Raw genomic sequence first — 26,997 nt, forward strand, 5'->3', positions numbered from 1 at the left:
TTGGAGAAAAAGTATGAGCTTAGATAAATCAAAGCATGAAAAATATGTTCAAATTCTAAGAGAAGAATTGGTTCCGGCCCTTGGATGCACGGAGCCTATTGCTATTGCCTACACAGCTGCCAATTTACGAAAAATCATGGGCGGTATTCCCGATGAGATTTTAATTGAAAGCAGCGGTAATATCATTAAAAATGCAAAGTCGGTTATTGTACCTAATACCGGCGGAATGAAGGGAATGGAAGCTTCTGCTCTGATAGGTCTTATCGGCGGAAATGCAGATAAGGGTTTGGAAGTATTGGCCGATGTTACCGAAGAGCATGTAAAGCTGGCTCATGAGTATTTAGCCAAGTCATGCACTAAGCTTAAACTAATGGATACGCCTGCAAGCCTTCACATAAGGATTACAGGCAAATTAAACGGAGATACCGGAGTTGCCGAGCTTATTCACCAGCATACAAATATCGTACTCTTAAAAAAGAATGATAAAATTATTTTTGAAAAGCCTTTTAGCCTGGAGTCTGCCGCAGGTGCTTTGACCGATAGAACTTGTTTAAACGTAAAAGATATTTTGGACTTTGCAGATACTGTTCCTGTTGATGAGGTTTCTCCAATCATTATGAGGCAGGTTGAATATAATATGAGAGTTTCAGAGGACGGTTTAAAAACTTCCTACGGTATTGAAACAGGAAAAAATATTTTAAAGTACAACCAGAAGAAGGGTGATGATTTTTCTGTTAAGGTTCAAGCGGAAGGTGAAGTCGCTGCAGCTTCCGACGCCCGTATGTGCGGCTGTTCTTATCCGGTTATTACCAATTCGGGAAGCGGAAATCAGGGCTTAGCAGTTTCGGTGCCCGTAGTTGTATATGCCCGCGAAAATAAGATAAGCGAAGAAAAATTAATCCGCTGTTTGATTGTAAGCAATCTTTTAGCCATTCACCAAAAAACCGGAATAAGCAGACTTTCTGCTTATTGCGGTGCGGTAACTGCCGGAGCTGCTTGTGCTGCCGCAATTACCTATATGAAGGGTGGTTCTTATGAACAGGTATGCGGAACAATAGTAAATACTCTGGGTACCGTATCGGGAATCCTTTGTGACGGAGCCAAGCAGTCCTGTGCCGCCAAAATAGCCTCTGCCTTGGACTCGGCTCTTTTTTCTCACGAGCTTGCTATGGACGGAAACTTCTTTGCAGGAGGTGACGGCATAGTCAAGGATGACATCGAAAAAACCATAGCCGGCATCGGTGTTGTTGCCGCCCAAGGTATGCACAAAACCGACGAAGTCGTGTTACAGGTTATGCTTAAAGACTAATTTTCATTTAGAACATAAAAAATTCTTTTACGGGTATTTCCCCTGTTGTCCGTAAGGGTCAGCTCATGTCTGCCCCTTACAGCCGCCCTTAAGGGCTGAATCTTCATTTGATGATAGGATTTTGTACTTCCTAAATATTCTCCGTCCAAATCCCAGTAGATGACGGCATCGGGATTTTTATGGGCGGCTTCTGCAACCAAGGCTCCAAAAGAGCCGTCAAGTTCTGTCGGAATATAAACCGAGGTTCCGTCTTCGGGAAATAGAATTTCAAACTCGCCTGTATTTGATGCCGTACTTTCGGGAAGCCATTGGGGAAGGCTCTTATACTCCGGATGGCCCTGTTTATAAAAATATTCTGCAGCAGCCGGAAGGACAAACCTGTTTTCTATTTTAGGTAATTCGTTTATGTCGTTTGCCTTAACTTGAAACTTGCCGTCGGGGCTTAAAGATACCTTTTTACAATAAGGACAGGTATTTTGGATATGACTGTTTATAGGTTTTAAAACAGCCTTTGCCGTTTTACAAAATTCTCCTGCGGGGTAGCCTGAGTCTGCACAAGTTTTTATAAATTCAAAATCCTTTAATTCTTTTTCGGGCCAGTCCGATTTTGGCAAGATATTAAAAATTTCAAAGAGGATTGGAGCGGCCAGTTTTGTGCTTGTAATTTCAGGCCTTCCTTCTCCCGAAGCATTCCCGCACCAAACGCCTACGGAATATTTAGGCGTAATGCCTATAGTCCAAGCATCCTTGTTCCCGTAACTTGTTCCGGTCTTCCATGCAATTTTTTGATTTTGTGCATAGAGCTGCCATATAGCTTCTTCTTCGGGCCTGTTCCCTTCGGTCAGCACATCCATTGTTATTCTGCAAGCTCCCGAAGAAAAAGGAAATTTTTCGTCAAGTTTGTTTTGAGCTCTCAGCATCATCTTTCGATAAGTGTTTGTAATTTCGTACAGGTTTATTTCTCCTCCTCCTAAAATCAGGGGAAGCCCGTACTCATCGGCTGAACGGTTAAATGTTGTAAAGCCCGACCTTTTTAAAATATCCAAAAAGGCGGGTATTGTAAATTCACGCAGGGCTCTTATAAACGGAATGTTTAAAGAATAGGAAAGAGCTTTGCGGGCAGGAATCGCTCCCGAATATGTGTAGTTACTGTTTTGAGGTGTGTAGCCTGCAATCTTTGTCGGAATATCTATGAGGAGTTGATCCGGTAAAATCATTCCCGCATCCAGCATTGCTGCAAACAAAAATGGTTTTAATAAGCTCCCCGAACTCCGCCTTGCATGAACCATATCGACATGTTCGTTTTTTGAATTCGGATTTTGAAGCCCCGTGTTTCCTATATAGGCTAAAGTTTCTCCCGTTTCGGTATCTAAAATTAAGACGGCTGTATTGTAAACACCGCTTAAGAAATTTCTTTTAAAATGATGATCGGCAATTTCAAAAACTATTTCCTGTAAAGAATAATCCAAGCTGCTTATATTTTTTTGATTGGGGCTTTTTGTTTTTAAAAACTCAAGGTAATGATAGGCCTTTTGCGGAATGGCCTTAGGTTTATCGGGAACGGGTTCCGCAATGGAAAGAGCATAGGTTTCCTTATCGATTTTTTTTTGTAAAAAAAGATTGTACAAGAGCCTGTCTCTCTTTTCTTTTAAGATTTCGGATTCTTTTCCCGGGCGTACCAAAGAGGGCTGATTGGGAAGGACTGCAAGGCAGGCGGCTTCCGCCCATGTTAAATCTTCAGGCCCCCTTCCGAAATACCGCCATGAGGCGGCTTCGAGGCCTACAACATTTCCGCCGTAGGGTGCATGGGAGGCGTAAATATTCAATATGTCTTTCTTGGAATAAGAAAGCTCCAAAAAAAGAGATAAAAAACTTTCTCTTAGTTTTTGCTTAAAACTTCTTGCCGGATTTTTTTCGGCAAGTCGGGAGGTCTGCATCGTAATTGTAGAGGCTCCCGAAACTATTTTTCCTTTTAAAATATTTTCAACTGCCGCCCTAAAAACCGAAAGAGGATCTATCCCAAAGTGAAAATAAAAATTTTTATCTTCATAGCTTAAAAGTGCTTCCCTATATTTTTCAGGCAGCTTTGAAGTTTGAGGAAATCTCCATTGCCCGTCACTCGCAGCAGATGCACCTAAAAGTTTTCCGTCGGAGCTGTAAAGAGTAAAAGAATAATCAACATTAAAGTCGGGCGTAAAAAAAAGTATTAAAGCTAAAACAATTAAGGAAGAAATAAAAGCCGGCATCGAGGCTCTTAAAATTTTTTTTATCGGCAATTTTTTCGGAAAATCCATTTTTAAGTCTCCGAGCGCCATTATAGCATAAGGTGAGGTTAAGGACAAGCATAACAGCGTTTTGATTATCTACCTGTAGACATAATTTTTTTTATCTTTATAATGTATGTTAAAGTATACAAGTTACGAATATACTTACAAAAATTTAGGAGGAATAAATTGAAACAATCCGATTTTGAAAAGCCGCCTGTTGCGGAAATAAAAGAAACACGTTTTGAAAAGTTTGGGAAAACAAGAATCGATAATTATTATTGGCTAAAAGATAAAACCGATAAAAAAGTTATCGATTACTTAAATGCCGAAAATGCTTATACGGATAAGATAATGGCTTCTTCGAAGGATTTGCAAAAATCTATTTATGATGAAATTGTAGGCCGCATAAAAGAAGATGATGAAACCTATCCTGTTTTTAAAAACGGCTATTATTATTATAACCGTGTCGAAAAGGGAAAGCAATACAGAACCTATTGCAGAAAAAAAGCCTCTCTTAATGCAGCCGAAGAAATCATCTTCGATGTAAACAAAATGGCGGAAGGGAAACAAGCTTTTATTTTCAGTGACTATGTTGTAAGCCCCGACAATAAAAAGGCTTGCTATTTTTATAACGAAACAGGCTCCTTTGCAGAATTTATTTTAAAGATACGCGATTTGGAAACCGGAAAAGATATAGGCTTCAGCTATGACGGAGCCGTTACCGCAGCTTGGGCATCCGACAGTAAAACTCTTTTTTACAGTGCAATCGACAGTACCTTGCGTTCAAGCAAGGTTTTTCGTCAAAAACTTGATGAAGAAAAGGGTTCTCTTGTCTACGAAGAAAAGGATGTAAAATATTCTTGCTATGTGCAGGGCACAAAGACAAAGGAATTTATTTTTATCTCAAGTTCAAGTTCTACCACCTCGGAAGAGCGTTTTATTTATGCCGATAAGCCTGAAGAAGAATTTAAAATCTTCCTTCCCCGCGTTAAGGATACCGAATACTCCGTTTATCCGCACAAGGAAAAGTTTTTTATCCGTTACAAGGACAAACAAAACTTAAACGGCAAAATCTATTCCGCTCCTCGTTCTTCCTATTCCGATAAATCTACATGGAAGGAAGAAAGAGCTCATGACGAAAATGTACGCATTGAGGATGTGTCCGTATTTGAATCCTACCTTGTATTGGAGCTTCGTAAAAACGGCCTCATCGAGATTGAAATTAAATCGTTTAAAAATGGCGAGGTGAAAAATATTTCTTTCCCCGAGCCGGTTTATACGGCTTATTTGGGTGCAAACCCTGAATACTCTTCCGATAAGGTACGCTATATTTACACATCATTAAACCGCCCGAGCAGCGTATACGATTACGATATACTTACGGGAAAATCGGTCTTGTTAAAACAGCAGGAAGTTCCCTCAGGCTTTAATCCCGATGATTACACTGTAGAAAGGCTTTGGGCGACAGCACAGGACGGAGTGAAGGTGCCTATGGCTGCCGTTTACAAAAAAGGTTTGGTAAAGGACGGGTCCGCACCTGCTCTTCTTTATTCTTATGGAAGCTACGGCTCCAGCTCCGATGTTTATTTTAGTGCAAGTGTTTACAGCCTCGTCGAGAGGGGCTTTGTTTATGTTGTTGCTCAAATCAGGGGCGGAAGCGATATGGGAGAAAAGTGGTATGAGGACGGGAAGCTCTTAAAAAAGAAAAATACATTTACCGATTTTATAGCCTGTGCCGAGCACCTGATTTCTCAAAAATACACTTCTTCCGATAAGCTCGCAATCATGGGAGGAAGTGCGGGCGGTCTTCTTATGGGTGCCGTTACAAATATGAGGCCGGATCTTTTCCATTCGGTCGTTGCAGTTGTTCCCTTTATAGATGTCGTTACCACCATGCTCGACGATTCATTACCCCTTACAACGGGCGAATATGAAGAGTGGGGAAACCCGAACGAAGAAGAATATTATAATTACATGCTTTCATATTCTCCCTACGATAATATCGAAGCAAAAAATTATCCGCACATTTTTGTAACGGGCGGCTTAAACGATTCGCAAGTTCTTTTCCATGAGCCTGCAAAATATACGGCAAAGCTGCGTGCAAAGAAAACCGGAGATAATATTCTAATCCTCCGTATGAATATGGATTCCGGACACGGCGGAGCCACAGGCCGCTATGACAAGATTAAGGATATAGCCTTTGAACAAGCCTTTATTCTTAACATGGTAGGAATCAACAAGTAACGATATTAGGGGGAGAAAACACCCCGTTCCCTTACGGGCTTTTCAAGTCAGAGCAGTTTTTTTTCTCCCCCTATACCCCCCTCTTTTGACCTCGAAGCTACGCTGGTTGTACCCGCGCTGTCAAAATGAGCGTCGAGTAACTTTTAATCAGTAAACTCAAACAAAACGCCGTATGTTTTTTTCGGATCGGTATAAACCGATGAACCCGTATCTTCACCGATTAAATCTTTTTCCGATAAAAAGGAACGCACCTTTTCTAATGATTTAACCTTTACTTCAAAACTTATAAACCTGTCATAATCGCTTTTGGTTATTTCGATATTCGGGGATGATTCTATTTCCCAAAAACCTTCTTTAGTTTCTTTGTGAGGAATAAGAAGCTTTCTCCACAAATCGAGGGCTTTGTTATAATCGCTGTATGCTATTTTTACCTTTTCTACATATCGAATTCCTAAGTTTCCTCCGGGTTCTTTTTCCGTTTTTTTGACAGGAATTTGATACTCGCAAAAAAAGACTGTTCCTCCTGTAGATAAATCATTACAGATTAAATTTTTCCAATATTGATTTGAATAAAGATTTGTTTCCTTAAATCCTTTTTCTCTTAGTCTGTCCTGTATATCCGAAACTTTCATTGCGGGTTCAAAGGCCATTCCTATTATTCCCGAAATATCTTCTTCTATTTTAAAGTCGATTGCTTCCAATACACAGTTTCCGAATTCTACGCCTCCGCTTGTAAATTTATCCATGCTGCGGTATGACCATGAGATAGGTAAATCAAATGTATATACGAGCATATTGTATAATTCTTTAGGTTCCTTACAGGTAAGCATAAAATGATCTATCTTTTTAACAAAGATTTCTTGACTTTCTTTTGGAGCACAGGCTGTTAATAATAAGCTTAAACATAAAATCATTAATTTGCTTTTCATCATTTTACCCCAAAGTTTTATAAAAGTTTTAGTTCCCTGTATACTTCATCATTTTTGGCCAAAAGAGTATAATCCCTTATTGTCATGCCGTCCTGTTCTCCGCCTGTAACTTTTTCGTCTAGGCGGGCTCCCTTTGAGATTACATAGTCAAGCATTTTTTTGTCGCCGCCTAAACCAACGGCGTGAACTATCGAAAAATTATAATCCGCTTTAATTAAAACATCTGCTCCTTTTTCGATTAAAAACCAAAATAAATCCTTATAGCCGAATTCGGCTGCTTCCATAACAGCCGTAAAGCCGTCCTTGTCTTGAGTATTAATATCAAAGCCGTTTTGTAAATAAGTTTTTATAAGCTCAATATCATTCTTTTTTGCAGCTTTTATAAATTCGGCTATATTCATACTAATCAAACGCCTTTATTCTTGTGCCGGGGATGACTGCTCTATAAGCATAATCGTACATAGCCTCAACAAAGATTGCCGGTATATAGTATTCTCCTCCGTATGTTACGGTTCCCGTAAACTCAAAGTTCTTTGTGCCGTAACCGTCCAAGGCAAAGTGAGTGTAAATATGAGTATCCTTTAAATCTTGGAAGTCATATAATTGCCTTGTGTTGCGCTTGTCCTCCGAATCCGTATCATCATCGCCTCCGAGCCTTGTGTTTGTAATTTCCCAGCCTGTCGGAATGGGGATTGAAAGGGTAAGGTTTTCAAGGGCTCCTTGAGTCTTATTGTCGACTCTTACCCTCATCTTAAACCTCTGTCCTTTTTTTAAGGCCTCGGGTGAAACTTCTTGATCATCCTCGTTTTGATATACAACCGAAAGTTTTAAGTTTTCTTCGATACGGGTTTCGCTTCCCGGGTTAAGTTTTCCTGCCGTGTTTATAGCAGCGAAGATAGGTGTATTTCCCGTATTCTTAATTTCCATCTTTTTTGCTGTTTCGGTATTTACAGGAATATTATGGAGTTTAGATGTATTGTTCAATTTGTTCTTGATTACATTTCCTTCGGTTACAATCTCATAGTTTGCACTCTTATTTTTGTCGAAGGCGTAGTGAGGGGCTAAGGCTAAAAGAATCCAAGCCGTTTCCTGTGTCGAAAGCCAATCATTGCTTGAAGAAATTTTAGCAAGCTTTGAAATAAGGTTTGTAGTCCTTGCAGTTTCGCCGACAGTGGTGTAAGCATTTAAGATTAAAGCCAAGTCCCTGATATTCGACGAATAGTTTCCGCCCGTGCTTCTATAAACTGTGGTCGGCTCATAGAGCTTTTCGAGCATTGCCTTGGCCGTACTGCTATGGCCTGCAAGACTGTAAGCATTTGCGAGGAAGGCCTTTGATACGGAGTTGAGGTTCTGCTCCATATTTTTTAAACGGTTCATAGCTCCTATTTCCGGTTTACCTGCAAGGGCAAGGGTGTATAGGCGGTAGGCCTGAGTTTCCATGCTGTCCGCATAGGTGCCTGCCCAATTTTTTGCCATGTCGATTTGGTGAGAAAGCCAGCTTTGATAGATGCTGTCATTTACTTCATAGCCGGCCTTTTTTGCTTCGACCATAAAGTGTCCTGCATAGTTTGTAGCCCACGAAGTTTCATATCCGCCGCCCGGCCAATAGCTGAATCCGCCGGACCTAAGCTGATAGTTTATATAGCGGTTTAGGACTGAGTTTACATTGCTCTTTGCCTTGTCGATTTCCGTTTGGTCCAAGGCCGTTATCGTGTTTAGGTATAATTGGGGGAAGGCCTTGGATGTTATCTGTTCGATACAGCCGTAAGGATAACCTAAAAGATAGGCCAGGCGGTTTTCAAGTCCTAGGGCCGGCATTTGAGAAATTTCTACGCTTAAACTCTTTGTTCCGTTTTCGCCTTTTAGCGGAACGGTTTTAGCAAATGTTTTTCCGGCTTCAATATTTATAAGCTCGACTGTAGAGTAGGGTATTCCTCTGGAAAGCACATCTATTTCGGTAAAGGCCTTTGCCGTTTTTGAAATGCCTGAGGCCGAGGCTTCCGCCGTGAATTTTGCGATGCCGCCCTTATCCGTTTTTACCTTAAAGAAAACGGAAGAGTCGGAATTTGCAGGGATACTTAAGTCTTTTGTTTCGCTTATATTTATAGCTCCCTCGCTTTTTAAAACCACCTTTGCTTTTTTTTCGGAAGAAGTTCCGTTAAAGACTGTTACGGGAACCTCTATTGTTTCTCCTATGCCCATTGTACGGGGAAGGGTAGGCATTACTATAAGATCGCTTTTTACCTTTACGGTTTCTTCTTTTATACCGTAGGCTCCGTCCTTTCCTGCAACTGCCATAATACGCAAGGCTCCGATATACTGAGGAAGATCGAATTCGATTGTTTTCTTTTCTTTTGCTTTGATTTCAAAGGGGCCGAAAAAGTAAACAATCGGTTTAAAGCGTTCTGCATTCTTTGAGGTCTTATTGTCTATAAAGCCTCCTCCTCCGACGGAGAGAATCGATTCTATATTGCCGCTGTAGGCCCCGATTACGTACTTATAAACATCCCAAGAGGTAATTTGCGAGGACTCTTTTTTATAAAAGCTGTCCCAAGGATTTCCTGTATGGAAGGCTGTAAGACCTAAGAGTCCTTCGTCTACAACGGCAACCGTAAAGGTCATAGGTCTTCCCTTTTCTTCGCTTACCGTAAACGAAACCTTGCTGTTGGGTTCATAGCTAGGTTCCGCTTGTATCACGGGGCTTAGTCTTGATAATTTGTTTTCAATCATTACAGGGGTTATTCCGTACATTCTTATAGGCAGACTGTTTTTTGTCTGGCTGTGCTCCTGTATTAAACTTACATGGGCGTAGATGTTCGGAGCCATCGAAGGATCAAGTTTTAATTTGTACGAGAAAATTTTTCCCTTGGATTTTATCCATTCCTGTTTTAGAACCTTGCCGTTTTTTTCGAGTGTGATTAGGGCTTTTGCACCCTCGTATCCGGGGAATGTAATTTCGGCAGTATCATCGGCATAGTATTTTGCTTTATCGGTTGTGAGCATGATGATTGAATCGCTTGACTCATCGCTTGTTTTTCGGCTGGCCCATCCTTCCCAGTCAAAATATACTACCTGAGCCGAGCTGTGCCCTCCGTTCGGATCTGAAACCGTAATCAAATACCTGCCCCAATCTCCATTTGAAACCTTCATTTTAAGCTCGGCCTTTCCGCCCTTTGCCGAAATATTCCAGTTTTTTATATGTTGAGTGTACCTTGAATTTGTATAGTTGGCACTTTCTTCATCTGCTTCCCACCACCAATACCATTCCAGCTTATAAAGGTTTACGCTTAAGTTTACGCCTTCTTTTACGGGATTTCCCTCAGGATCCAAAACCGCAAAATATAGGGTTTGGTCCTTATTGGTGTAAAGCATATCCCTATACTCATCATCGCTTTTAGGAATCTGCATTCCGACATAGCGTGAATAGGGCGAATAATCAAAGACCTTGTTTTCCGTAGAAAAGGCCCCTGAAGGCTCATATATTCTTGTTTCAAAAATTGCCTTTAGTTTTCCGGGGGCTTTTGCTTCGGATGAAAGATAAAGATTTATGTCGGCTTTTCCCGAATCATTTAGGGTACCTTCCCAAATTTTGTTTGAGTCTTGTTGTACGCTAAGTTCGGGATTTATAAAATTGTAGTTTTTATAATTTTCAAAAGGAGTCCGGTTTAAAACATAGCGGGCTGAAATTTCGGCCTTTAAGCCGGAAGCTTTTGCCCCATGGAGCCACTCACCTCCGAGCACTGCCTGATTGTAGCCTTCGGAAAAATATTTTGCCTTAGGATCAAGGTTTACGAAAAGACGGTTGGGTACAATGGATTCAACCTTTATGCTCTTAGACCAAGACTTTCCTCCTGCTGTAACTATTGCATACCAAGTACCGGTCTTGTCTTGAACATTGGTTTTTGTATCTATCCTATAAAAACCGTCCACCGAAGAAGTAAAAACCTTAGTATCCGTTTTTTTGCCTAATGGGTCTTCAAGATAGAATTTAACGGGGTAATCTTTTGGGAGGTTTTTTCCCAAATCTTGTAAGATAAATACAAGATGAATATCGTCTCCGGGGCGCCAAACTCCGCGTTCTCCGTAAATATAACCCTTAACTCCTTTTTTTGAAGATTCTCCTTCTACCTGAAAATGACTTGTAGAAAGCACTTCGGAATTAAGGGGGAGCCAGTTTACATCTCCGCTTTTTTCGGCTCTTATAAGGAAGGCATCGTTTTCATTTTTGAGCATTAAAAGCCCGTCGCCGTCGGTTTTGCCCGATTCAAATTCTTTTTGAGCAAAGTTAAATAAACTTATATTTACACCGCTCATAGGTTCGGCAGTCAATAGGTCGGCGGCACTGATGTAAAGTTTTCCTTCCCTGTCTTTTTTTGCCGATAAGCCTATGTTTGAAACCAAAATTCTTTTTATCGCCATACAGTAATTGCTGTATGACGGAAGGTAAAAGGCCGGATGATTCGGGTTTTCTCTGTTCGACCAAAATTTATAACGGTCTTCATCTTCTATATCGGAATTATTCCAATAATCGGTTTCGATGTTTTTAAAGTTTTCTATTTCGCTTATATCCTTGGGGAAGGGAAGGTGTGAAAACTCGTTGGATTTGGAAGATGACTCATACATGCTGTGCTTTTTTGTAAAACTTGCACGAAGTTCGAACATACCGCCGGGGAATTTCTTTATCAGCTTGCTGAGGTCGAGGGAGTGTTGAACCGTTTTATTTTTCATCGAGCTGTTCCATTCAAGGTCAAAGCTCTGCCTCCAGACGGGTTCTCCTACGCGGTTTAGCTCATAATCTCCGTCTATAGTATTTATCTGGAGAAATTGCGTCATGTTCTTATCGTAGATCTGAAAGGCTTCGAGCATAAGTCCGCTGATATTTTTTGTAGAAACAAGGACTGACATTTCCTTTGCAGGAATTATGTTTCCGGCCTTTGTAAAGCGTATTGAGGGTTTTTCCCAAGCAACCGTTATGGAAAAATCGGCTTGGGTTTCAAGTTTTTTTCCTCTTGAGTTTTTTATGCCGGGCAGTACCGATAAGCGTGTATTATCGGGGAAAAGCCCGTTTTGAGAAAAGATTTTAAGCTTATATCCGTCAATGCCGTATCTAAAAGGCATTTCGGGAGACGATTCAAGTTTTATAAAGCCCCTTAAATCTTGTGAAGAGTCCAGCATATCCGAAAAGTTTACCTGTATTTCGCTTCCCGTTTCTTGAGAAAAAGAAGTTACCTGAAAAACCGATAGGGCAGCTACGGTAAAGCTTGCAGAACTTGAGCCCTCTCCGCCGAGAGCTTCCAAATTCCATGATAGGTCCAATTCTTGAACTTGTTTTTTTCTGCTTATTTCTTTTATGCTTATTTTATATTGATTTGAGGCGGCTCCTTGGCTAACCTTTATGGCAGGGTTTGACTTTGAATTCCCCATCTTTAAATCGGCCGTAAGCATTTTTTCTATTGAGGTAAGAGTTTCAGGTATATCGGTTTCGCCGATACCCTCAAATCTAAAAATATTTTCTTTTTTTTCGTCGGGAATTAGTTCCCCCGATATAAGTTTAAACTCAGGATGAGCTATGCTGAATGTAAGGCTGATTCCCTTTTTCTTTTCTGTGTTTTCGAGGAGAAGTCCTACATCCAATTCCAGGTTAAGATCGGTTTTAAAGCTGTAGGCTGATGAGGGGGTAAAGGTAATTTGATTTTTACCCATTATCTTCCATTCTCCGGAAGGCTTAGGCGTTAAAACGCAGGCCTTTTCAAGGTTTTCGGGATGTTTTATTTCTTCCTTAAAAATTACATTGATAGGCTCAAGCCGCTTTAAGGCTCCGTAGCTTATGCTTTCAATATCATCCATTGCATTCTGCAAAGCTTGGTCATTTTTTTTACAACCGGCCATAAAAACCGATGCCGACAAAACAAGAACTAGAGCTGCTAAAAGCTGCTTTGATAATGAGTTTAAACTTTTCATAGAATAATAATAGCACAGAGTCTGAAAATTTTCAATTGAGGAAAACAGAAAAGGTATAATTGATTAGGGGAGGAAAACCCCTTTTACGGAGAAAGGTGTTTTCCTCCCCTATGACCCCTCCTTTCTCCAAAATTCCGCTTAGGGCTCTGCCCTAAGAACCCGCATTGTTAGCAAGGTTTAAGTCGGTTATTTAGTCAAGATAAAAACGGATGATTTAAGTAAATTCAAAAGTATGTTTGAGGAAGAAGTTACGGAATGTGTTATTCAGACTCTTAAAAAATTTCTTTGCGGTCTTTGTGTCTGCAGCGGTTAAATAAAAAAAATTACCATTTCCCAAATTTCTTTTTTCAAAATTTTACTATTTATTCAGCTTAGAACCCTATAATTATGTGAAGACAGGCAAGAATAATTTGCTGTTTTAAGGAGAAGTATAATATGAACGATGAACAAACTATTTTAAACCCAAAAACAGATTGGGTTTTTAAGTTGATGTTTTCCAAAGGCGAAGAAGGCAACAAGGCTCTTATAAGTTTCCTAAACGCCTTTTTGGAAGATTCTTACGGTAAAATCAACAAGGCAGAAATCATAAACACCGAACTTATTCGCGATAGACCTTCGGGAGAAACATACCGCCTCGATTTTTTGATTAAAACCGACAACGGCCTTATTATAGACCTTGAGATGCAGCAGTTTTGGAAAACAAACTATCATCGCAGAAGTCAAATGTACCTCATGCGCCTCGCTTCCCGCTTTTTAAAGACGGAGCCCAAAGAGGACGATTTTTTGTACGCAATAAGTCTTTCCGTTTTTGGCTGCGATGTTCCTAAAAATGCAGAGCTTGTAAGAATGCCTGAAAGCTCGATAATTCAATATCTTTATGTTGAATTAAACGAGCTAATAGTTTATACTATGAAAAAGAGATTGGAAGAGTATAGCTTAAAAGATTTTTGGATAAGATTTTTGGCCAACTATGAAGAAGACAAAAAAAGCGGAATGTTGGAAGAATTGTGTAAATTAGAGGAGGGTATAAAAATGGCAGAAGCAACACTCTTTAGGGTAACTGATGAAGAGAGGCGAATGGCAATAGAACTCTCTGACGAAAAATACCGGATGTATGTAGAAGATGAACGCAGTGCAGCAAGAAGAGAGGGCTCGCATCAAGCAAAAGTTGAAACGGCAAAAAACTTACTTGGGATAGGGTTATCTATAGAAAATATTGCAAAGACAACCGGTTTAAGCCGTGAAGAGATAGAAAAGTTATAATTGGTTAGGGGGAGAGGACAACTTGTTCAGACACAAGTCTAAAACTCTAAGATTAAAAATGTACATGGATGTACATTTTTAATCGCCCCCCTTGCCTTTCTCCTCTAAAAGTGCTATAAAATAAGGACCCAAGTCAGGTTATACGATTATGGAAAGCTTAAAAAAAGCACCTCACATAACTTTATATATTCTTTTCTTTTTTTTGTTCTATCTTTCGAGCGTTAAGCATATAGAAGTTTTGATAGTCTGGGTTTTTATAGTTATTTCAATGATTTTGATTTTTTCGCCTGAAAGGATTAAAAACCTTAAATCGATTCTGGGCGTTTTGCCCTTTGTGATAATGGTTCTGCTTCCCTTCGTAATCAGGGGCTTTTACAATGTTCCTATAGAACAAAGATATTTTTCTGCAAAGCTCATCCTGCGGCTAATGTGTGCGATGATGACGATTTCCTTTATTTCTTCAAAATATTCTTACCTTTACTTGGTCGAAGGCGTTATGAAGCTCGGCCTTCCCAATTTTTTAAATCAAATTATTTCCCTTACCTTTAGATACTTTTTTATGGTAAGAACGGATCTGGACAAGACTGCAAAGGCTATGAGTGCCCGCTGTTTTGACAATGCTCGCACCTTTGCAAAGGTTTCAACCTACGGCGAAATGATAGGTGGCTTTTTTTTGAAGGCGGCGGATCACGGCGACAAGGTTTATAATGCGATGAGAGCACGGGGCTTTACCTCCGAAACCAAATTTAAACCCGAAAAGATTGCCTCGCCCTTTTACATAGGCCTTCTTGTCTTCTTTGCTTTGCTTTTTATAGGCCTCACACTAATAGAAAGATTTATGGAGATTCCATGGCTGTTTTAATAGAAAATTTATCCTACACTTATCCCGATGGAAGGAATGCAATCAAGAATATAAATGCTCATTTTGAAAAAGGAAAGAAGACGGCCGTAGTCGGTCTAAACGGCTCCGGAAAGTCGACCCTCCTTTATCATCTTAACGGAACAATTTTGCCTCAAACGGGAAGGGTGAATATTTTGGGTGAAGAGGTTTCTAAAAAGACCTTAAATTCCGTAAGAAAAAAATCGGGCTTCCTCTTCGATTATCCCGACCATCAGCTTTTTTTGACAAGCGTTTATGAGGACATCGGCTTCGGACTAAAGAATTTGGGTATGGGTAGGGGAGAAATAGAAGCTGCCGTTGACCGTATCCTAAAAAAACTGAATATCGAGCACCTAAAAGATTATTCGCCCTATCAGCTCAGTTTGGGGCAAAAGAAGATATGTGCCATAGCCGGTGTTCTTGTTATGGAGCCTGAAATAATCGTATGCGATGAGCCTTTTTCGGGCCTTGACAGCAAGGTAAAGGCTGCCTTTAAAGCTATCTTGGACGATTTTTCCAAAGAAGGAAAGACGATTATTTTTTCGACCCATGATCAGGATTTTTGTTATGAGTGGGCCGATAATGTTTATGTGATGAACGAGGGAGAGTTGATTGCAGGAGGCGATGCCGTGAGCATTTTTAATAATGCGGAAGTGCTGCAAAGAGCGGGTATAGTTATGCCTAAACTTGCAAGGCTTTTCGGCCATAAAAACCCTGCTCCCCGTTCTGTTGAAGATGCCCTAAATTTATTGTAAATAAAAGGAGTCTTGATAAACAGTTCGGCAGAAATTCCGCCTCACTGTTTATCTTTGATTCAGGAGGAATTTATGCATATATCCGATGGAGGATTATCGACGGCGGTTTGTGCCGTAGGTTATGCGGCAAGTGCGGTAGGAATTGCCTTTGCCGTCAAAGGAACAAAAGAAGAGGATATCCCGAAAATAAGTCTTATGGCGGGAACTTTTTTTGCTATTTCATTGATTATGATTCCGATACCGCCGAGCTCGGTTCATCCGCTCATGTGCGGACTGATAGGAATTATTGTCGGGCGTAGGGCGCCCCTTGCATTTTTTCCCGCCCTGCTGCTGCAAGCCCTTTTATTTCAACACGGCGGGATTACAACCCTCGGAGCTAACACTCTGATGCTTTCTATTTCTTCAATATTATCGGCAATTATTTTTTATAATTGGAAAAGCGATAATGTGCTTTTAAAGGGAATGGTTGTAGGAGCCTTGTCTGTTATCTTTGTGGTTTTGGTTTTATCGGTTCTTCTTATGACGGGCGGAAGTTTTGCAAAAGAAACATTTATAGCTATTTTTGTTTCTCATTCCGTAGTTATGGCGGTCGAGGCTGTAATTACCGGTTTTGCCGTCAAGCTTATGATGAAGGCGAGGCCCGATTGGTTTAAACGGAATTTATAGGAAAATCAATTGTTTTTTAGAAGGTAAAATTATGAAAAAATATACTTTAATTTTATTGTTTTTATTTGTTGTAAGCTTTGCAGCTTTTTCTCATGCAATGTTTTTGGAACTCGTCGAACCTGGAGTTTTTCAGGTTGAGTACGACGGCGGAGGCTTTACCCCCGGAACAAAGGTAACTCTTTATTCCGACGGAGGCTTTGATGTAATTCAAGAAGGCGTTGTAGACGATAAGGGTTTTTACCGCTTTGATCCCTCTCTTAAAGTAATGTCGGCCGAAGCTTCGGATGGGGCAGGCCATGTCGCCTATTGGGAAGCAAGCGAAGAAGAAAGCTCGGATGAAGGCGGAACTGCCGCATCCGCTTCCGGCGATTCTTCCGCAAAATCTAAAAAAATCGGGAAAACCAAAAGACCTAGTAAGCTCCCCACAATTTTAACCGTTTTAAATACCTGTGCCATTATTTTTCTCTTTTTTGAATTTAGAACATTTAAAAAAAAGGTCTTAGATAAAAAAGCTTAAAACAAGTGTCTAAAATATCGCCGCTCATTTTAACTTGAACTTTGCTTATAATGAGCGGCAATAGACTATGTAACTAAAGAATAAAATGCCGCCGGCAAAAAGAAAGACGGGATAAAAAATGCCTATTGCAGCGATGCTGCTGCCGATAAGCATTCCTATCGGAGAAGATATTTGAATCAGCACGGTATTAAAGGCAAAAAATCTTCCTGAGAATTCGGGTTGCACTTTTTTTTGGTAAAGGCTTGTTACATGGACATTAAAAACTCCCATGCTGAAACCTGCCAGCAGGGCGGATAAGCTTATAATACCTCCGAGTAAGATTACATTAAATAAAAAGTTATTTTCTTTTAAAAACCAAAAGTAAAAACCTAAAATCAAAAAAGAAAAAGCCGGTAAAATCAAAGCAAAAAATTTTATATTTTTACCGGAAACTTTTCGAGAAGCAAGGCTGCCCAGTATATTTCCTATTCCTAAGCCGAAAAAAACAATTGTTGAAAGAAGAGCTAAAAAAGATTTTTCATCTTTTAAAAATTTATTTATTACAGAAAAAGCCGACTGCCAATTAAACATAAAAACCGTCTTAAACTGATAGGTCAGTATGTTCGAAAAAATAGGTGTACAAAAAAAGTTTAAGCATGAAGCCAATAATGCAAATCTTAAAAGTTCTTTTTCGCTTAAAACATAGCAGTACCCATCGAAGATTTTTTTTAACTTTGACTCCGTTTTCTTTTGCTCATCTTTCTTTTTAAAATCGTAACGGATAAAAATCTCGGATAGGGCCGATATAAAAAAAGTTAGGGCATTGATTAAAACACAGACCTCACAGCCTAAGAGCATCACAAGCCCTGCCGCAAAGATGACTGCCAGCATCGAAATTAAGCTCTTACTCATTTCCAAAACCGAATTAGCTTTTTTTAAATTTTCTCTATGTATTATTTCGGGTAAAATTGCTCTGCTCGAAGGTTTAAAGATGGACAGGCAAAAACCTTGTACAACACTTATAAAACAAAACAAAAATACCTTTAACTTAAAATCTAAATTTAAAAGAATTAAAAATAGAATAAAAATATTTAAAACAAATTGAGCTGAGTCGCTTAAATATAAAAGCTTTTTTTTGTTAAAGCTGTCTACGATTGAACCCGAAAAAAGAGAAAAAATAATTCTTGAAAATTTGGCAGCAGAATAGACAAGGGCAAAATTTATAGGATTATCTGTTTGAAGGGCGACCCAGATAGAAATAGCTACGCTTCCTATTTCATCGCCTATCAGCGATGTTATTGTGCCGAAATAAATTAAAAATAAATTACGCTTTTCCGTTCTTTTTTGAATTTGCATACAAGTATTTTAACCTTTGAGTACTCACTCTTCAACCCAATTTTCGAGTTTAAGAGTTTTTATCCTTTTAAATTCTTTTGTATTATTCGTTACCAAGGTTCCGTTATTATATAGAACTATTGATGCTATAAGTAAGTCATTAGGCCCGATAAGGGTTCCGCTTTTTTCCAACTTTGAACGGATATCTGCATAGGTGTATGCCGTTTGATCCGAAAAAGGCTCTACTTCAAATTCTTTAAAAAATACTTCAAGCCGTTTTAGATTTTCTTTCTTTTTGCTGCTCTTATATGCTCCCAATAAAAGCTCTGCCTTTACAATTGCAGGAAGCCTTATCTTAGAAGGCGGAATAGATAAAATTTTATTTTTGAGGGATTGATACTTTCCGTTTATAAAATAAATACAGATATTTGTGTCCAAATAATACATTATAGGAACTCCCTAGGGCTGTCATCTTCCCATTTCGGCTGTTCCGGTCTTTTAAAGGTTTTATCGTCTACCGATCCGAAAAGATTTATAAATTCTTTGGAGTAAGAAGGCTCAATTTGAGGAAGAATTTTTTCCAAAACCCAGCCTGAAATGGATTTGTTTGCATTTTTAGCGGCTTTTTCAATTTTTTCAAAATGACTTTCTTTTACATATAAAGATATTTGCGGCATCGCTCCATCCTCCTATAATGAGTATAAAGCTTTTTTATTTATCCGTCAAGTATACTTGCAAGTATACTTGTTATATAAAAATCAGGAATTCAAAATTCCGAGATACCGATTTCGCGGTATTTTAAAGCCGCCGAAGCGTTTTATGTTTTCGGAAGGGATTTGGGCATCTATTAAAATGCCCTTTTTGTTTTCAAAGAAGTCTTGGGCAAAGAGGGCGAAAGCTGTTTTGGAAGCTCCGCTTACCTTGCTGAACATGGATTCGCCTATGAAGACCTCGTTTATATAAAGGCCGTAAAAGCCTCCAGCCAATTCGCCGCCTCTCCATGCTTCTACAGAGTGGGCAAAGCCCAGCTTATGAAGAAGCCTATAAGCTTGAAGCATGTCATCGGTAATCCAAGTTCCTTTTTGCCCCTCTCGTTTGATTAGGGCACAGTTTTCTATAACTTCATCAAAGGCTTCATTTAGGCTTATCCTAAAATCCGTCTTTTTTATTTCTCTTTTTAAGCGGGACGGAATATGAAAAGAAGCCTTGTCGATTACAAACCGCAGAGAGGGAGAAAACCAGATTATCGGGTCTTCTTCGGAAAACCAAGGAAAAAAAGAATGTTTATAGGCCGAAAGAATCATCCCCGGCGAAAGGTTCCCTCCCGATATGACTTCATCATCTTGGGATTTTTGAATATAATCTTCCTCTCCCAAGGCCTTATTAAAATCAAAAAAATCTTCGCTCTCAAGCCAAGGAAAATCCTTTTGACTTCTTTTTAAGAGTATCTTTTTTTCCGTAGAACTTAAAAGCGATAATGAAGAAAAATCGGTCTGCATTTGTTTTTGCTAAAAGGCCGCACCTTTTTATTTTATGTTTAACACCAAATAGGGCTTTTTAAGTTTGTCTCCGATTCGGCATTTTACTGAGCTTCCCTTCTTTGTTTCCCCGAAAAGAATCATATCCGTTAAGGGAGTTACAAATTCGTCCTCGACAAGGCGGGCCGCATTGCGGGCTCCGAATTCTTCCGAATATCCTTTTTCGGCTAAAAGAGGAATAACATCTTCTTCAAGCTCAAGGGAAATTTCTTTTTCGGCAAGCTGGGAGCGTATTTTTTCTACTTCCTTTTTGATGATGAGGCTCATAACCTGCATCGTAAGGGGGCCGAATTTTATGATTGCATCAAGGCGGTTTCTGAATTCGGGCGTAAAGGTCTTTTCAACAGCCTCATCGACAGCCGATTCCGAAATACGCTCTCCTCCGAAACCGATTAAGGGCTTTCCTATATTGGAAGAGCCTGCATTGCTTGTCATAATAAGAATTATATTGTTAAAGGCTGCCTTTCTGCCCTGATTATCGGTAAGGGTAGCATAGTCCATAATCTGTAAGAGAATATTATAGATGTCGGCATGAGCCTTTTCTATCTCGTCCAATAGAAGAACCGCATTAGGGCTTTTTTGCACGGCAGAGGTTAAAAGTCCACCCTCTTCAAAACCTACATAACCGGGGGGAGAACCTATGAGGCGGCTTACCGTGTGCTTCTCCTGATATTCGCTCATATCGAAGCGGAGGAGGGGAATACCCAGCTCTTCTGCAAGGGTCTTAGCAAGCTCGGTTTTGCCTACGCCCGTGGGGCCGACAAACAAAAAGTTTGCAACCGGCTTATCCTTAGAGCGGAAACCGGCTCGGGAACGTTTTACTGCCTTGGTAACGCCCTCGATGGCGGTATCTTGCCCGAAGATTTTTTTTGAAAGAATTTCTTCAAAGTGCCGCAGTTTTTCCGTCTCGTTTACCGAAACCCTTTGTTCCGGAATCTTGGCCGTTTTTGCAACTATCTTATCTATGTCGGAAAGGCTTACCTCCGGCAAAGCTCTTTCTTCAAGGTCTTTTTCATCAGCTTCATTTTCGTTCTTTTCTTTATCGGCTCTTATCTTAATCAGGGCTCCGGCCTCGTCTATAAGGTCTATGGCCTTGTCGGGTAAAAACCTGTCCCTGATATGAATGGCCGAAAGATGGACTGCCGACTCCAAAACCTCATCGCTGTAGTGAACCTTATGAAAATTTTCGTAGCTTTCTCGAAGACCTTTTAGGATTTTAAGGGCTTCTTCTTCATTCGGCTCTTCAATATCTATTTTTTGAAAACGCCTTGCAAGGGCTGCATCCTTTGTAAAATACTTATTGTATTCTTCAAAGGTTGTAGCTCCGATACAGCGAATCTTTCCATTCGCCAAAATCGGTTTTAAAAGATCAGGTGCTTCAATTCCGCCTCCGCCTGAGTTTGCATTTACAATGGTGTGGATTTCATCTATAAAAAGAATAGCATTTTTTTCTTTTGAAATTTCGGATACAATCCGTTTAAGCCTTTCTTCAAAGTCGCCTCTAAATTTTGCTCCGGCCAGCAGATCCGATAGGCTTAAGCTGTAGATATTTGCGTTTTTTAAAAAACAGGGAACCTTATTTGCGGTAATTCTTTGTGCAAGCCCCTCGGTGATGGCCGTTTTTCCGACTCCGGCTCCTCCTACGTGAATGGGATTGTTTTTTTGTTTGCGGCATAAAATCTGAATAGTTCTTTCTATTTCTTCTTCCCTTCCGATGATGGGAGAAAGCCGGCCATTGCGGGCTTTTTCGGTTAAATTTACCGTAAACCTTTCAAGATAAGTTTTTTGTGCCTTATTTTTATCCGTGTTTTTTTCTTCGGCACTATGGCGGGCAGAATCTTTTTTTAAGCCTTGAGCTTCTCGAACATCTTCGGCTTCTTCATAGGCACTTTTATTTTTGCCGTCATCATAGAAGTCAGGGTTGCTGACCAGTTGGAGGAGCCTTAGGCGGTCTATTCCGCTTTGCTTCATAAAAAAAGAACAATGATTTTTTTCTTCATCCATAAGGCTTACTATTATGTCGTTAATCCCGATAACAGGCTTTTCGGCAGCATTGCAGTTTAAAATCGCTCTTTCAAAAACATTTTGCAGGCCTACTGTTTGAATCGGTTCTGTCTGATTGTTTTGTGTCCTTACCGGAATCTTATTTTCAAGGTAGGTGTTTAGGTTATCGTGGATGTAGCCCAGATCCGAACCTGAAAGGGTAAAAAGCTCCAAGGCCTTAGGATTGAACATAATAGCCCACAAGAGGTGTTCCGGAGTAACAAACTCGTGATTTCTTTTTTTAGCGTCTTCAACCGCATCTTGAAAAATGCGTCTTACCGTTATAGTTACCGTAAAATTCATACTTTTTCAACCTTGCATTGCAGCGGAAAATTATTATTTTTTGCCGCTGTTAATACTTGAAAGCATTTTGTTGTTGCTATGTCATATACATAGATACCGACGGAGGCTTGTCCGGTTTTATGAACCTTAAACATCAAAGTTTCGGCCTCTTCCTGTGACTTATTAAATATGGAAATAAGGACGGCCACAACAAAATCCATTGGGGTAAAGTCATCGTTAAGAAGAATGACCCTATAATTTTCCGGTTCTATAAATTTTTCAGATAAAATAGTCCCCTTTTGGGCTTGCTTTTTTAGTTCCATACATATAAAGTACTGTAAAAATCCGTATTTTACAAGCAAATTCTTATTTTTTTTAATAATATTCTTTGATAAAGGCAAGAATTTTGATGAAAAATTTGATATATTTGTAAAAAAAGGAAAAAGAAACTTGATATTTTGACGTAATGTGCTATACTATAATGCGATGAGCTCTAGTAATTCTGAAACAAAAAAAATAAAACCTATCAGTATCGGCAGAAAAAATGCGGTAATGGAAAGGATTTTTGAACTTATATATGAAAAATCATCATTTTTGCTTTTAGGGCATAAGCACGCCGATGAGGATTGTTTCTCCTCGGTTGTTGCTTTCGGCTTATTGTTGCGTAAATTCGGGAAAACCGTAAATATTTTTTTAGAAGATAATGTTCCCGATAATCTTTCTTTTTTTGCGGATATTTGCAGGTACAATTTTATCTCTTTGTTTGTTAATGATGTGACTGAGGTCATAAATCCCGATGTTGTCGTTATTTTGGATACCCCCAAGCCTGATATGATAGCCTCAAATGATGCTATTGAAGTTTTTTTAAAGGATAAAACGCTTCCTAAGGTTGAGATAGATCATCACTTTGCCGCAGATGCGGATTATTCGGGGGATGAGGATTATAGACTTACCTTGAGGGCTTCAAGCACTTGCGAGATAATAGGGCAAATGTGCTTAAAGCTTGAAAAACGCCCTGAGATTCTTAAAAAATACGGTATACATGAGTTATATTCACGCAACATAGTTCTTGCTATGCTCACAGGCATGATTGGAGATGCAAAGATGGGAAACTATCTTTTTAAGCGGCGTGATAAGGCTTTTTATGATTATTTTTCAAAAAAGTTCAATTCTATTCTTCATGAAAAATTTAATGAAGGTTCTCAAAACATAAGTTCCGTAAACGAAATTGTGGATGTAATGGAAAAACTTTCAGATGAAGATGCAAGAATTTATGAATCGGTAATGAAAAACGCTTCTTATGATGGACGCGTCGGTGTTATAATCTTAGATGAAAAACAGTCCGATGCTTTAAGTTCGGGGATTGATTATAATCAGTTTTTGGGAGTTATAAAACGTGCTACAGATAATATAGCCGAAAAAGTTCATGGAGTGGGTATCTCGGCATATTTTGATCCTGTGGAAATCTCCGATAAAATTCAGCTTAGAATAAGGGCTTCCGGAGATGTAAAGGGGATTGATGTAAGACCTATTTTAGGCGAATTCGGTATTGAAGACGGCGGTGGCCATCCCGGTGCCATAGGTTTTAGGTTCCCCAGAACGGAAATCAAAGATCTTCCGGCATATGTGGAAAAAATTTCTAAAAAAATTAAAACCCTTATTCCGAAATGATGCCTCAAAAAATAAACTATGACAGACTGATGCAGGAGACGATAAAAAATTTAGGTTCGAATGACAAGACCTTATTGCTTCATTCCTGCTGTGCTCCTTGCAGCTCTTCCGTTATACTAAAGCTTGCTCCTTTTTTTAAGCTGACTGTTTTCTATTATAATAGCAATATCGATACTTCTGAGGAGTACTCAAAAAGGGCCGAGGAACAAAAACATCTTATTTCCATATACAATGAAGAAAATTTATCATCTCACAAGATAGAAATAATCAAAGAGGCCTATGACCCGCAAGAATTCGATGAGATTTCTCAAGGTTTGGAAGATTGTCCCGAAGGGGGAGAGCGCTGTATGCGTTGTTACCTTTTGCGGCTAAAAAAAACTGCCGAAAGGGCTAAAAAGGACGGTTTTGACTTTTTTACCTCAACCCTCTCGGTGAGTCCCTTAAAAAACGCGGAAAAGCTTAATTCTATCGGTCTTTCCCTTGAAAGTGAAGGCTGCAAATGGCTGCCGAGCGATTTTAAAAAAAGGAACGGCTACCTTGATTCTATAAATTTAAGTAAAAAATACGGTCTTTACAGACAGGACTACTGCGGCTGCAAATACTCAAAGCGATAAAATTTTACTCATTTTATATTCATAAATTCAAGTTTTAGAATTGACTATATACTTAATTCCTGTTATAATAAAAGCAAAGTAATCAATCTATTGACTATAAATATTAGGAGGTCAAAAGTGAAACTTGAATTAGGTATTATCCCCATTAACGACATGAAATTTGGAAACAAAACTGCCGTTAACGGAACATGCCTTGAAGTAAACAAAGCTGAACTTGAGGCTCTTATCAAGGAAGATCCGCTTGTAACCGGTGTTGAATTGCATATCGCAAAGCCCGGCGACAATACCCGAATTATCCCTGTAAAAGATGTTCTTGAACCCCGATGCAAGGTAGAAGGCAGCGGCGTTTGCTTCCCCGGTTTTTTTACCGGCGAAGAGGCTGTTGTTGGAGCAGGTAAAACCCACGTATTGAAGGGTGCTGCTGTAGTTACAACCGGAACCGTTGTAGGTTTCCAGGAAGGTATCATCGACATGAGCGGTCCGGGTGCCGAATATACACCTTTCTCAAAGACCGTAAACCTCGTTGTTGATTGCAAAATCCAAGACGATGTTACCCGTGCTATTAAAGAAAAGGCCTTACGCCTTATGGGCTTAAAAACAGCCCGATACCTCGGAGAAGCTGCTAAAAACGTAAAACCCGCTTCTGTAGAAACCTACGAAACACTTCCCTTCGTAGAGCAGGCTAAACAATATCCCAACCTTCCCAAGGTAGGTTATGTTTACATGCTCCAGAGTCAGGGACTTTTACATGATACCTACTACTACGGTGTCGACGTAAAGCAGATTCTTCCCACCATGATGTACCCCACAGAAGTTATGGACGGTGCAATCGTAAGCGGTAACTGCGTTTCTGCATGCGATAAAAACCCGACCTATGTTCACCAGAACAGCCCCATTATCCATGAACTCTATAAGAGACACGGAAAAGACATCAACTTCATGGGTGTAATTGTTACAAACGAAAACGTTACTCTTGCAGACAAGGAAAGATCTTCTAACCTTTCAGCAAAGTTGGCTCAGATGCTCGGCTGCGATGCAGTTATCGTTTCTAAAGAAGGTTTCGGAAATCCCGATGCCGACTTGATCATGAACTGCCGCAAGATCGAAGAAATGGGTATCAAGACCGTTCTCGTAACCGACGAATATGCCGGTCAAGACGGTGCAAGTCAGTCTCTTGCTGACTCGAACCCCTTAGGAAATGCTGTAGTTTCTAACGGAAACGCAAACGCTGTTGTAAAACTTCCCCCGATGAAGACCATCATCGGAGATGTAAAACAGGCAAATGTTATTGCAGGTGCTTGGGACGGAAGTTTACATGCCGACGGAACAATCGAAGCTGAAATTCAGGTTATTACCGGCGCTACAAACGAGCTCGGATTCTGGAATCTTAGCGCAAGAGGACTATAAGGAGTTAAGCTATGAGTAAAGTAATTGTTCATTATATCAATCAGTTCTTTGCCGGAAAGGGCGGAGAAGACATGGCTGACTACAAACCGGAGGTTATTGACGGAACAGCAGGTCCCGGTACCGGAATTCAAGGTGCTTTAGGAGATGCAGGAAAGATCGTCAAGACCATTATCTGCGGTGATAACTTTTTTAACGAGCACGAAGAAGAAGCTGTTGCATTCGTCAAAAAAGTTCTTACAGATACAAAAGCAGACCTTCTTATCGCCGGTCCCGGATTTAACGCCGGACGATACGGTATGGCTTGCGGTAACGCAGCAAAGGTTGCCTTTGAGCTTGGAATCCCCGCTATTTCTGGTCTCTATGAAGAAAACCCCGGTTATGATGTATTCAAAGCCTTTATGTACACAATCAAGACAGGCAACTCTGCTGTAAGCATGAGAGAAGCTGTTCCTGCTATCGGAGCTTTGGCTAAAAAACTTTTAAAAGGCGAACAAATTTGCTGCCCCGAAAAAGAAGGTCTCTTACCCAGAGGCGTACGCCAAAACTACTTTGCAGAAGAAAGAGGTGCAAAGAGAGCTGTTGACATGCTCATCAAGAAGATTAAGGGTGAAGCATTCGTAACCGAATATCCGATGCCCGTATTCGACAGAGTACCTCCTCAGCCTCCCGTTAAGGATATCACCAAGGCAAAGATTGCATTGGTAACCTCAGGCGGTGTTGTACCCAAGGGTAACCCCGACCACATTGAAGCTTCAAACGCTTCACACTACGGCGAATATTCAATCGCAGGTATGGCCGCTCTTTCATCAAAAGACAGCGAAACAGCTCACGGCGGATATGACCCGACCTATTGTAACGCAAACCCCAACCGAGTTCTTCCGGTAGATGTTTTGCGTGATCTCGAAAAAGAGGGAAAGATCGGAAAGCTTCATGACAAGTACTATACAACGGTAGGAAACGGTACCGCTGTAAAGCGTGCAAAGAAATTTGCCGAAGAAATTGTTCAAAAACTTGTAAAAGATGGAGTGCAGGCTGTAATTCTTACCTCTACGTGAGGCACATGTACTCGTTGCGGTGCAACGATGGTTAAAGAAATCGAGAGATTCCTCCCGGTAGTACATATTGCAACTGTTGTTCCTATCTCAAAGACTGTTGGTGCTAACAGAATTGTTCCGGCTGTAGCTATTCCTCACCCGCTCGGTGATCCTAAAATGAACGACGCAGATGAGAAAAAACTCCGCCGATCACTTGTTGAAAAAGCATTAAAAGCTCTTGAAACACCTATTTCAGAGCAAACCGTTTTTTAATTTAGCTTTTTAAACTAAAGCCCCCAAGCT

Annotated in this window: 21 protein-coding genes; 11 read left to right on the forward strand and 10 right to left on the reverse strand. The window is 40.1% G+C overall.

Translation table 11 applies throughout. The annotated features are described in order from the left end of the window. Positions 1 to 13: 13 nt before the first annotated feature. Positions 14 to 1,309: an L-cysteine desulfidase family protein gene (locus tag HYB91_RS02930; RefSeq protein WP_253719621.1), complete on the forward strand. Its 1,296-nt coding sequence runs from the start codon at positions 14 to 16 to the stop codon at positions 1,307 to 1,309. Here the strand turns inward: HYB91_RS02930 and pbpC are convergent. Then, positions 1,306 to 3,603, reverse strand: coding sequence for a penicillin-binding protein 1C (gene pbpC / locus HYB91_RS02935; protein ID WP_002675591.1), 2,298 nt, complete (start codon positions 3,601 to 3,603; stop codon positions 1,306 to 1,308). The genes HYB91_RS02930 and pbpC overlap by 4 nt on opposite strands. 159 nt (positions 3,604 to 3,762) lie before the next feature. Between pbpC and HYB91_RS02940 the strand changes: the two genes are divergently transcribed. Continuing rightward, entirely contained in the window at positions 3,763 to 5,820 is a 2,058-nt protein-coding gene (locus tag HYB91_RS02940; RefSeq protein ID WP_002675590.1) for a S9 family peptidase, read from the forward strand. 143 nt (positions 5,821 to 5,963) lie between these two features. Here the strand turns inward: HYB91_RS02940 and HYB91_RS02945 are convergent, their stop codons facing one another. From HYB91_RS02945 to HYB91_RS02955, 3 genes are read right to left on the reverse strand one after another with little or no spacing between them, the layout of a single operon-like run. Then, positions 5,964 to 6,749: a hypothetical protein gene (locus HYB91_RS02945; protein ID WP_044909937.1), complete on the reverse strand. Its 786-nt coding sequence runs from the start codon at positions 6,747 to 6,749 to the stop codon at positions 5,964 to 5,966. Between the two features lie 17 nt (positions 6,750 to 6,766). After that, a complete protein-coding gene (locus tag HYB91_RS02950; protein WP_002675588.1) occupies positions 6,767 to 7,150 on the reverse strand; it encodes an ankyrin repeat domain-containing protein in 384 nt (127 codons plus the stop codon). Position 7,151: 1 nt separating this feature from the next. Beyond that, the gene (locus tag HYB91_RS02955) at positions 7,152 to 12,710 is read right to left on the reverse strand and encodes an alpha-2-macroglobulin family protein (RefSeq protein ID WP_002675587.1); all 5,559 of its coding nucleotides are present in this window, start codon (positions 12,708 to 12,710) and stop codon (positions 7,152 to 7,154) included. Positions 12,711 to 13,145: 435 nt separating this feature from the next. Here HYB91_RS02955 and HYB91_RS02960 point away from each other — a divergent pair, with 435 nt between their 5' ends. The 5 genes from HYB91_RS02960 (at position 13,146) to HYB91_RS02980 (ending at position 16,791) form a co-directional block, all read left to right on the forward strand. After that, positions 13,146 to 13,973: a PD-(D/E)XK nuclease family transposase gene (locus HYB91_RS02960; protein WP_002675586.1), complete on the forward strand. Its 828-nt coding sequence runs from the start codon at positions 13,146 to 13,148 to the stop codon at positions 13,971 to 13,973. A gap of 148 nt (positions 13,974 to 14,121) precedes the next feature. After that, positions 14,122 to 14,835 carry an energy-coupling factor transporter transmembrane component T family protein gene (locus HYB91_RS02965; RefSeq protein ID WP_002675585.1) on the forward strand — a complete coding sequence of 238 codons (714 nt, stop codon included), beginning with the start codon at positions 14,122 to 14,124 and terminating at the stop codon, positions 14,833 to 14,835. Then, the gene (locus HYB91_RS02970; RefSeq protein WP_002675584.1) at positions 14,823 to 15,608 is read left to right on the forward strand and encodes an energy-coupling factor ABC transporter ATP-binding protein; all 786 of its coding nucleotides are present in this window, start codon (positions 14,823 to 14,825) and stop codon (positions 15,606 to 15,608) included. The genes HYB91_RS02965 and HYB91_RS02970 overlap by 13 nt, the downstream gene beginning before the upstream one ends. 72 nt (positions 15,609 to 15,680) lie before the next feature. After that, on the forward strand, positions 15,681 to 16,274 hold the full coding sequence (locus HYB91_RS02975) for a CbiM family transporter (RefSeq protein WP_002668179.1): 594 nt from the start codon (positions 15,681 to 15,683) through the stop codon (positions 16,272 to 16,274). A gap of 31 nt (positions 16,275 to 16,305) precedes the next feature. Continuing rightward, complete coding sequence (locus tag HYB91_RS02980) at positions 16,306 to 16,791, forward strand: hypothetical protein (protein WP_002675583.1); 486 nt, start codon at positions 16,306 to 16,308, stop codon at positions 16,789 to 16,791. 45 nt (positions 16,792 to 16,836) lie between these two features. Here the strand turns inward: HYB91_RS02980 and HYB91_RS02985 are convergent, their stop codons facing one another. The 6 genes from HYB91_RS02985 to HYB91_RS03010 form a co-directional block, all read right to left on the reverse strand. After that, positions 16,837 to 18,126 carry an MFS transporter gene (locus tag HYB91_RS02985; protein ID WP_253719622.1) on the reverse strand — a complete coding sequence of 430 codons (1,290 nt, stop codon included), beginning with the start codon at positions 18,124 to 18,126 and terminating at the stop codon, positions 16,837 to 16,839. Between the two features lie 24 nt (positions 18,127 to 18,150). Beyond that, positions 18,151 to 18,552, reverse strand: a complete 402-nt coding sequence (locus HYB91_RS02990; RefSeq protein ID WP_253719623.1) for a type II toxin-antitoxin system tRNA(fMet)-specific endonuclease VapC — start codon at positions 18,550 to 18,552, stop codon at positions 18,151 to 18,153. Then, positions 18,552 to 18,782: a hypothetical protein gene (locus HYB91_RS02995; protein WP_002668190.1), complete on the reverse strand. Its 231-nt coding sequence runs from the start codon at positions 18,780 to 18,782 to the stop codon at positions 18,552 to 18,554. The genes HYB91_RS02990 and HYB91_RS02995 overlap by 1 nt, the downstream gene beginning before the upstream one ends. 81 nt (positions 18,783 to 18,863) lie before the next feature. Further along, positions 18,864 to 19,604, reverse strand: coding sequence for a leucyl/phenylalanyl-tRNA--protein transferase (aat, locus tag HYB91_RS03000; RefSeq protein WP_253719624.1), 741 nt, complete (start codon positions 19,602 to 19,604; stop codon positions 18,864 to 18,866). A 27-nt stretch (positions 19,605 to 19,631) separates the two neighbouring features. Next, complete coding sequence (gene clpA, locus HYB91_RS03005) at positions 19,632 to 21,989, reverse strand: ATP-dependent Clp protease ATP-binding subunit ClpA (protein WP_253719625.1); 2,358 nt, start codon at positions 21,987 to 21,989, stop codon at positions 19,632 to 19,634. Next, positions 21,986 to 22,291: an ATP-dependent Clp protease adaptor ClpS gene (locus HYB91_RS03010; RefSeq protein WP_002674581.1), complete on the reverse strand. Its 306-nt coding sequence runs from the start codon at positions 22,289 to 22,291 to the stop codon at positions 21,986 to 21,988. The genes clpA and HYB91_RS03010 overlap by 4 nt, the downstream gene beginning before the upstream one ends. Before the next feature lie 163 nt (positions 22,292 to 22,454). On the opposite strand from HYB91_RS03010, the gene HYB91_RS03015 reads away from it, so the two are divergent. The 4 genes from HYB91_RS03015 (at position 22,455) to grdB (ending at position 26,967) form a co-directional block, all read left to right on the forward strand. Beyond that, on the forward strand, positions 22,455 to 23,639 hold the full coding sequence (locus HYB91_RS03015; protein WP_253719626.1) for a DHH family phosphoesterase: 1,185 nt from the start codon (positions 22,455 to 22,457) through the stop codon (positions 23,637 to 23,639). Beyond that, a complete protein-coding gene (locus HYB91_RS03020; RefSeq protein WP_253719627.1) occupies positions 23,636 to 24,253 on the forward strand; it encodes an epoxyqueuosine reductase QueH in 618 nt (205 codons plus the stop codon). The genes HYB91_RS03015 and HYB91_RS03020 overlap by 4 nt, the downstream gene beginning before the upstream one ends. 117 nt (positions 24,254 to 24,370) lie before the next feature. After that, on the forward strand, positions 24,371 to 25,660 hold the full coding sequence (locus HYB91_RS03025) for a glycine/sarcosine/betaine reductase component B subunit (protein ID WP_253719628.1): 1,290 nt from the start codon (positions 24,371 to 24,373) through the stop codon (positions 25,658 to 25,660). 11 nt (positions 25,661 to 25,671) lie between these two features. Continuing rightward, complete coding sequence (grdB, locus tag HYB91_RS03030; RefSeq protein ID WP_010957155.1) at positions 25,672 to 26,967, forward strand: glycine reductase complex selenoprotein B; 1,296 nt, start codon at positions 25,672 to 25,674, stop codon at positions 26,965 to 26,967. The last annotated feature ends 30 nt before the right edge of the window (positions 26,968 to 26,997 follow it).

It is taken from the genome of Treponema sp. B152 (genome assembly GCF_024181665.1).
Lineage (GTDB): Bacteria > Spirochaetota > Spirochaetia > Treponematales > Treponemataceae > Treponema_B > Treponema_B denticola.

Coding starts and splice junctions, on each gene's coding strand:
- HYB91_RS02930 (WP_253719621.1), top strand. CDS start 14: ATGAGCTTAGATAAATCAAAGCATGAAAAATATGTTCAAATTCTAAGA.
- pbpC (WP_002675591.1), bottom strand. CDS start 3,603: ATGGATTTTCCGAAAAAATTGCCGATAAAAAAAATTTTAAGAGCCTCG.
- HYB91_RS02945 (WP_044909937.1), bottom strand. CDS start 6,749: ATGAAAAGCAAATTAATGATTTTATGTTTAAGCTTATTATTAACAGCC.
- HYB91_RS02950 (WP_002675588.1), bottom strand. CDS start 7,150: ATGAATATAGCCGAATTTATAAAAGCTGCAAAAAAGAATGATATTGAG.
- HYB91_RS02955 (WP_002675587.1), bottom strand. CDS start 12,710: ATGAAAAGTTTAAACTCATTATCAAAGCAGCTTTTAGCAGCTCTAGTT.
- HYB91_RS02960 (WP_002675586.1), top strand. CDS start 13,146: ATGAACGATGAACAAACTATTTTAAACCCAAAAACAGATTGGGTTTTT.
- HYB91_RS02965 (WP_002675585.1), top strand. CDS start 14,122: ATGGAAAGCTTAAAAAAAGCACCTCACATAACTTTATATATTCTTTTC.
- HYB91_RS02970 (WP_002675584.1), top strand. CDS start 14,823: ATGGCTGTTTTAATAGAAAATTTATCCTACACTTATCCCGATGGAAGG.
- HYB91_RS02975 (WP_002668179.1), top strand. CDS start 15,681: ATGCATATATCCGATGGAGGATTATCGACGGCGGTTTGTGCCGTAGGT.
- HYB91_RS02980 (WP_002675583.1), top strand. CDS start 16,306: ATGAAAAAATATACTTTAATTTTATTGTTTTTATTTGTTGTAAGCTTT.
- HYB91_RS02985 (WP_253719622.1), bottom strand. CDS start 18,126: ATGCAAATTCAAAAAAGAACGGAAAAGCGTAATTTATTTTTAATTTAT.
- HYB91_RS02990 (WP_253719623.1), bottom strand. CDS start 18,552: ATGTATTATTTGGACACAAATATCTGTATTTATTTTATAAACGGAAAG.
- HYB91_RS02995 (WP_002668190.1), bottom strand. CDS start 18,782: ATGCCGCAAATATCTTTATATGTAAAAGAAAGTCATTTTGAAAAAATT.
- aat (WP_253719624.1), bottom strand. CDS start 19,604: ATGCAGACCGATTTTTCTTCATTATCGCTTTTAAGTTCTACGGAAAAA.
- clpA (WP_253719625.1), bottom strand. CDS start 21,989: ATGAATTTTACGGTAACTATAACGGTAAGACGCATTTTTCAAGATGCG.
- HYB91_RS03010 (WP_002674581.1), bottom strand. CDS start 22,291: ATGGAACTAAAAAAGCAAGCCCAAAAGGGGACTATTTTATCTGAAAAA.
- HYB91_RS03015 (WP_253719626.1), top strand. CDS start 22,455: ATGAGCTCTAGTAATTCTGAAACAAAAAAAATAAAACCTATCAGTATC.
- HYB91_RS03020 (WP_253719627.1), top strand. CDS start 23,636: ATGATGCCTCAAAAAATAAACTATGACAGACTGATGCAGGAGACGATA.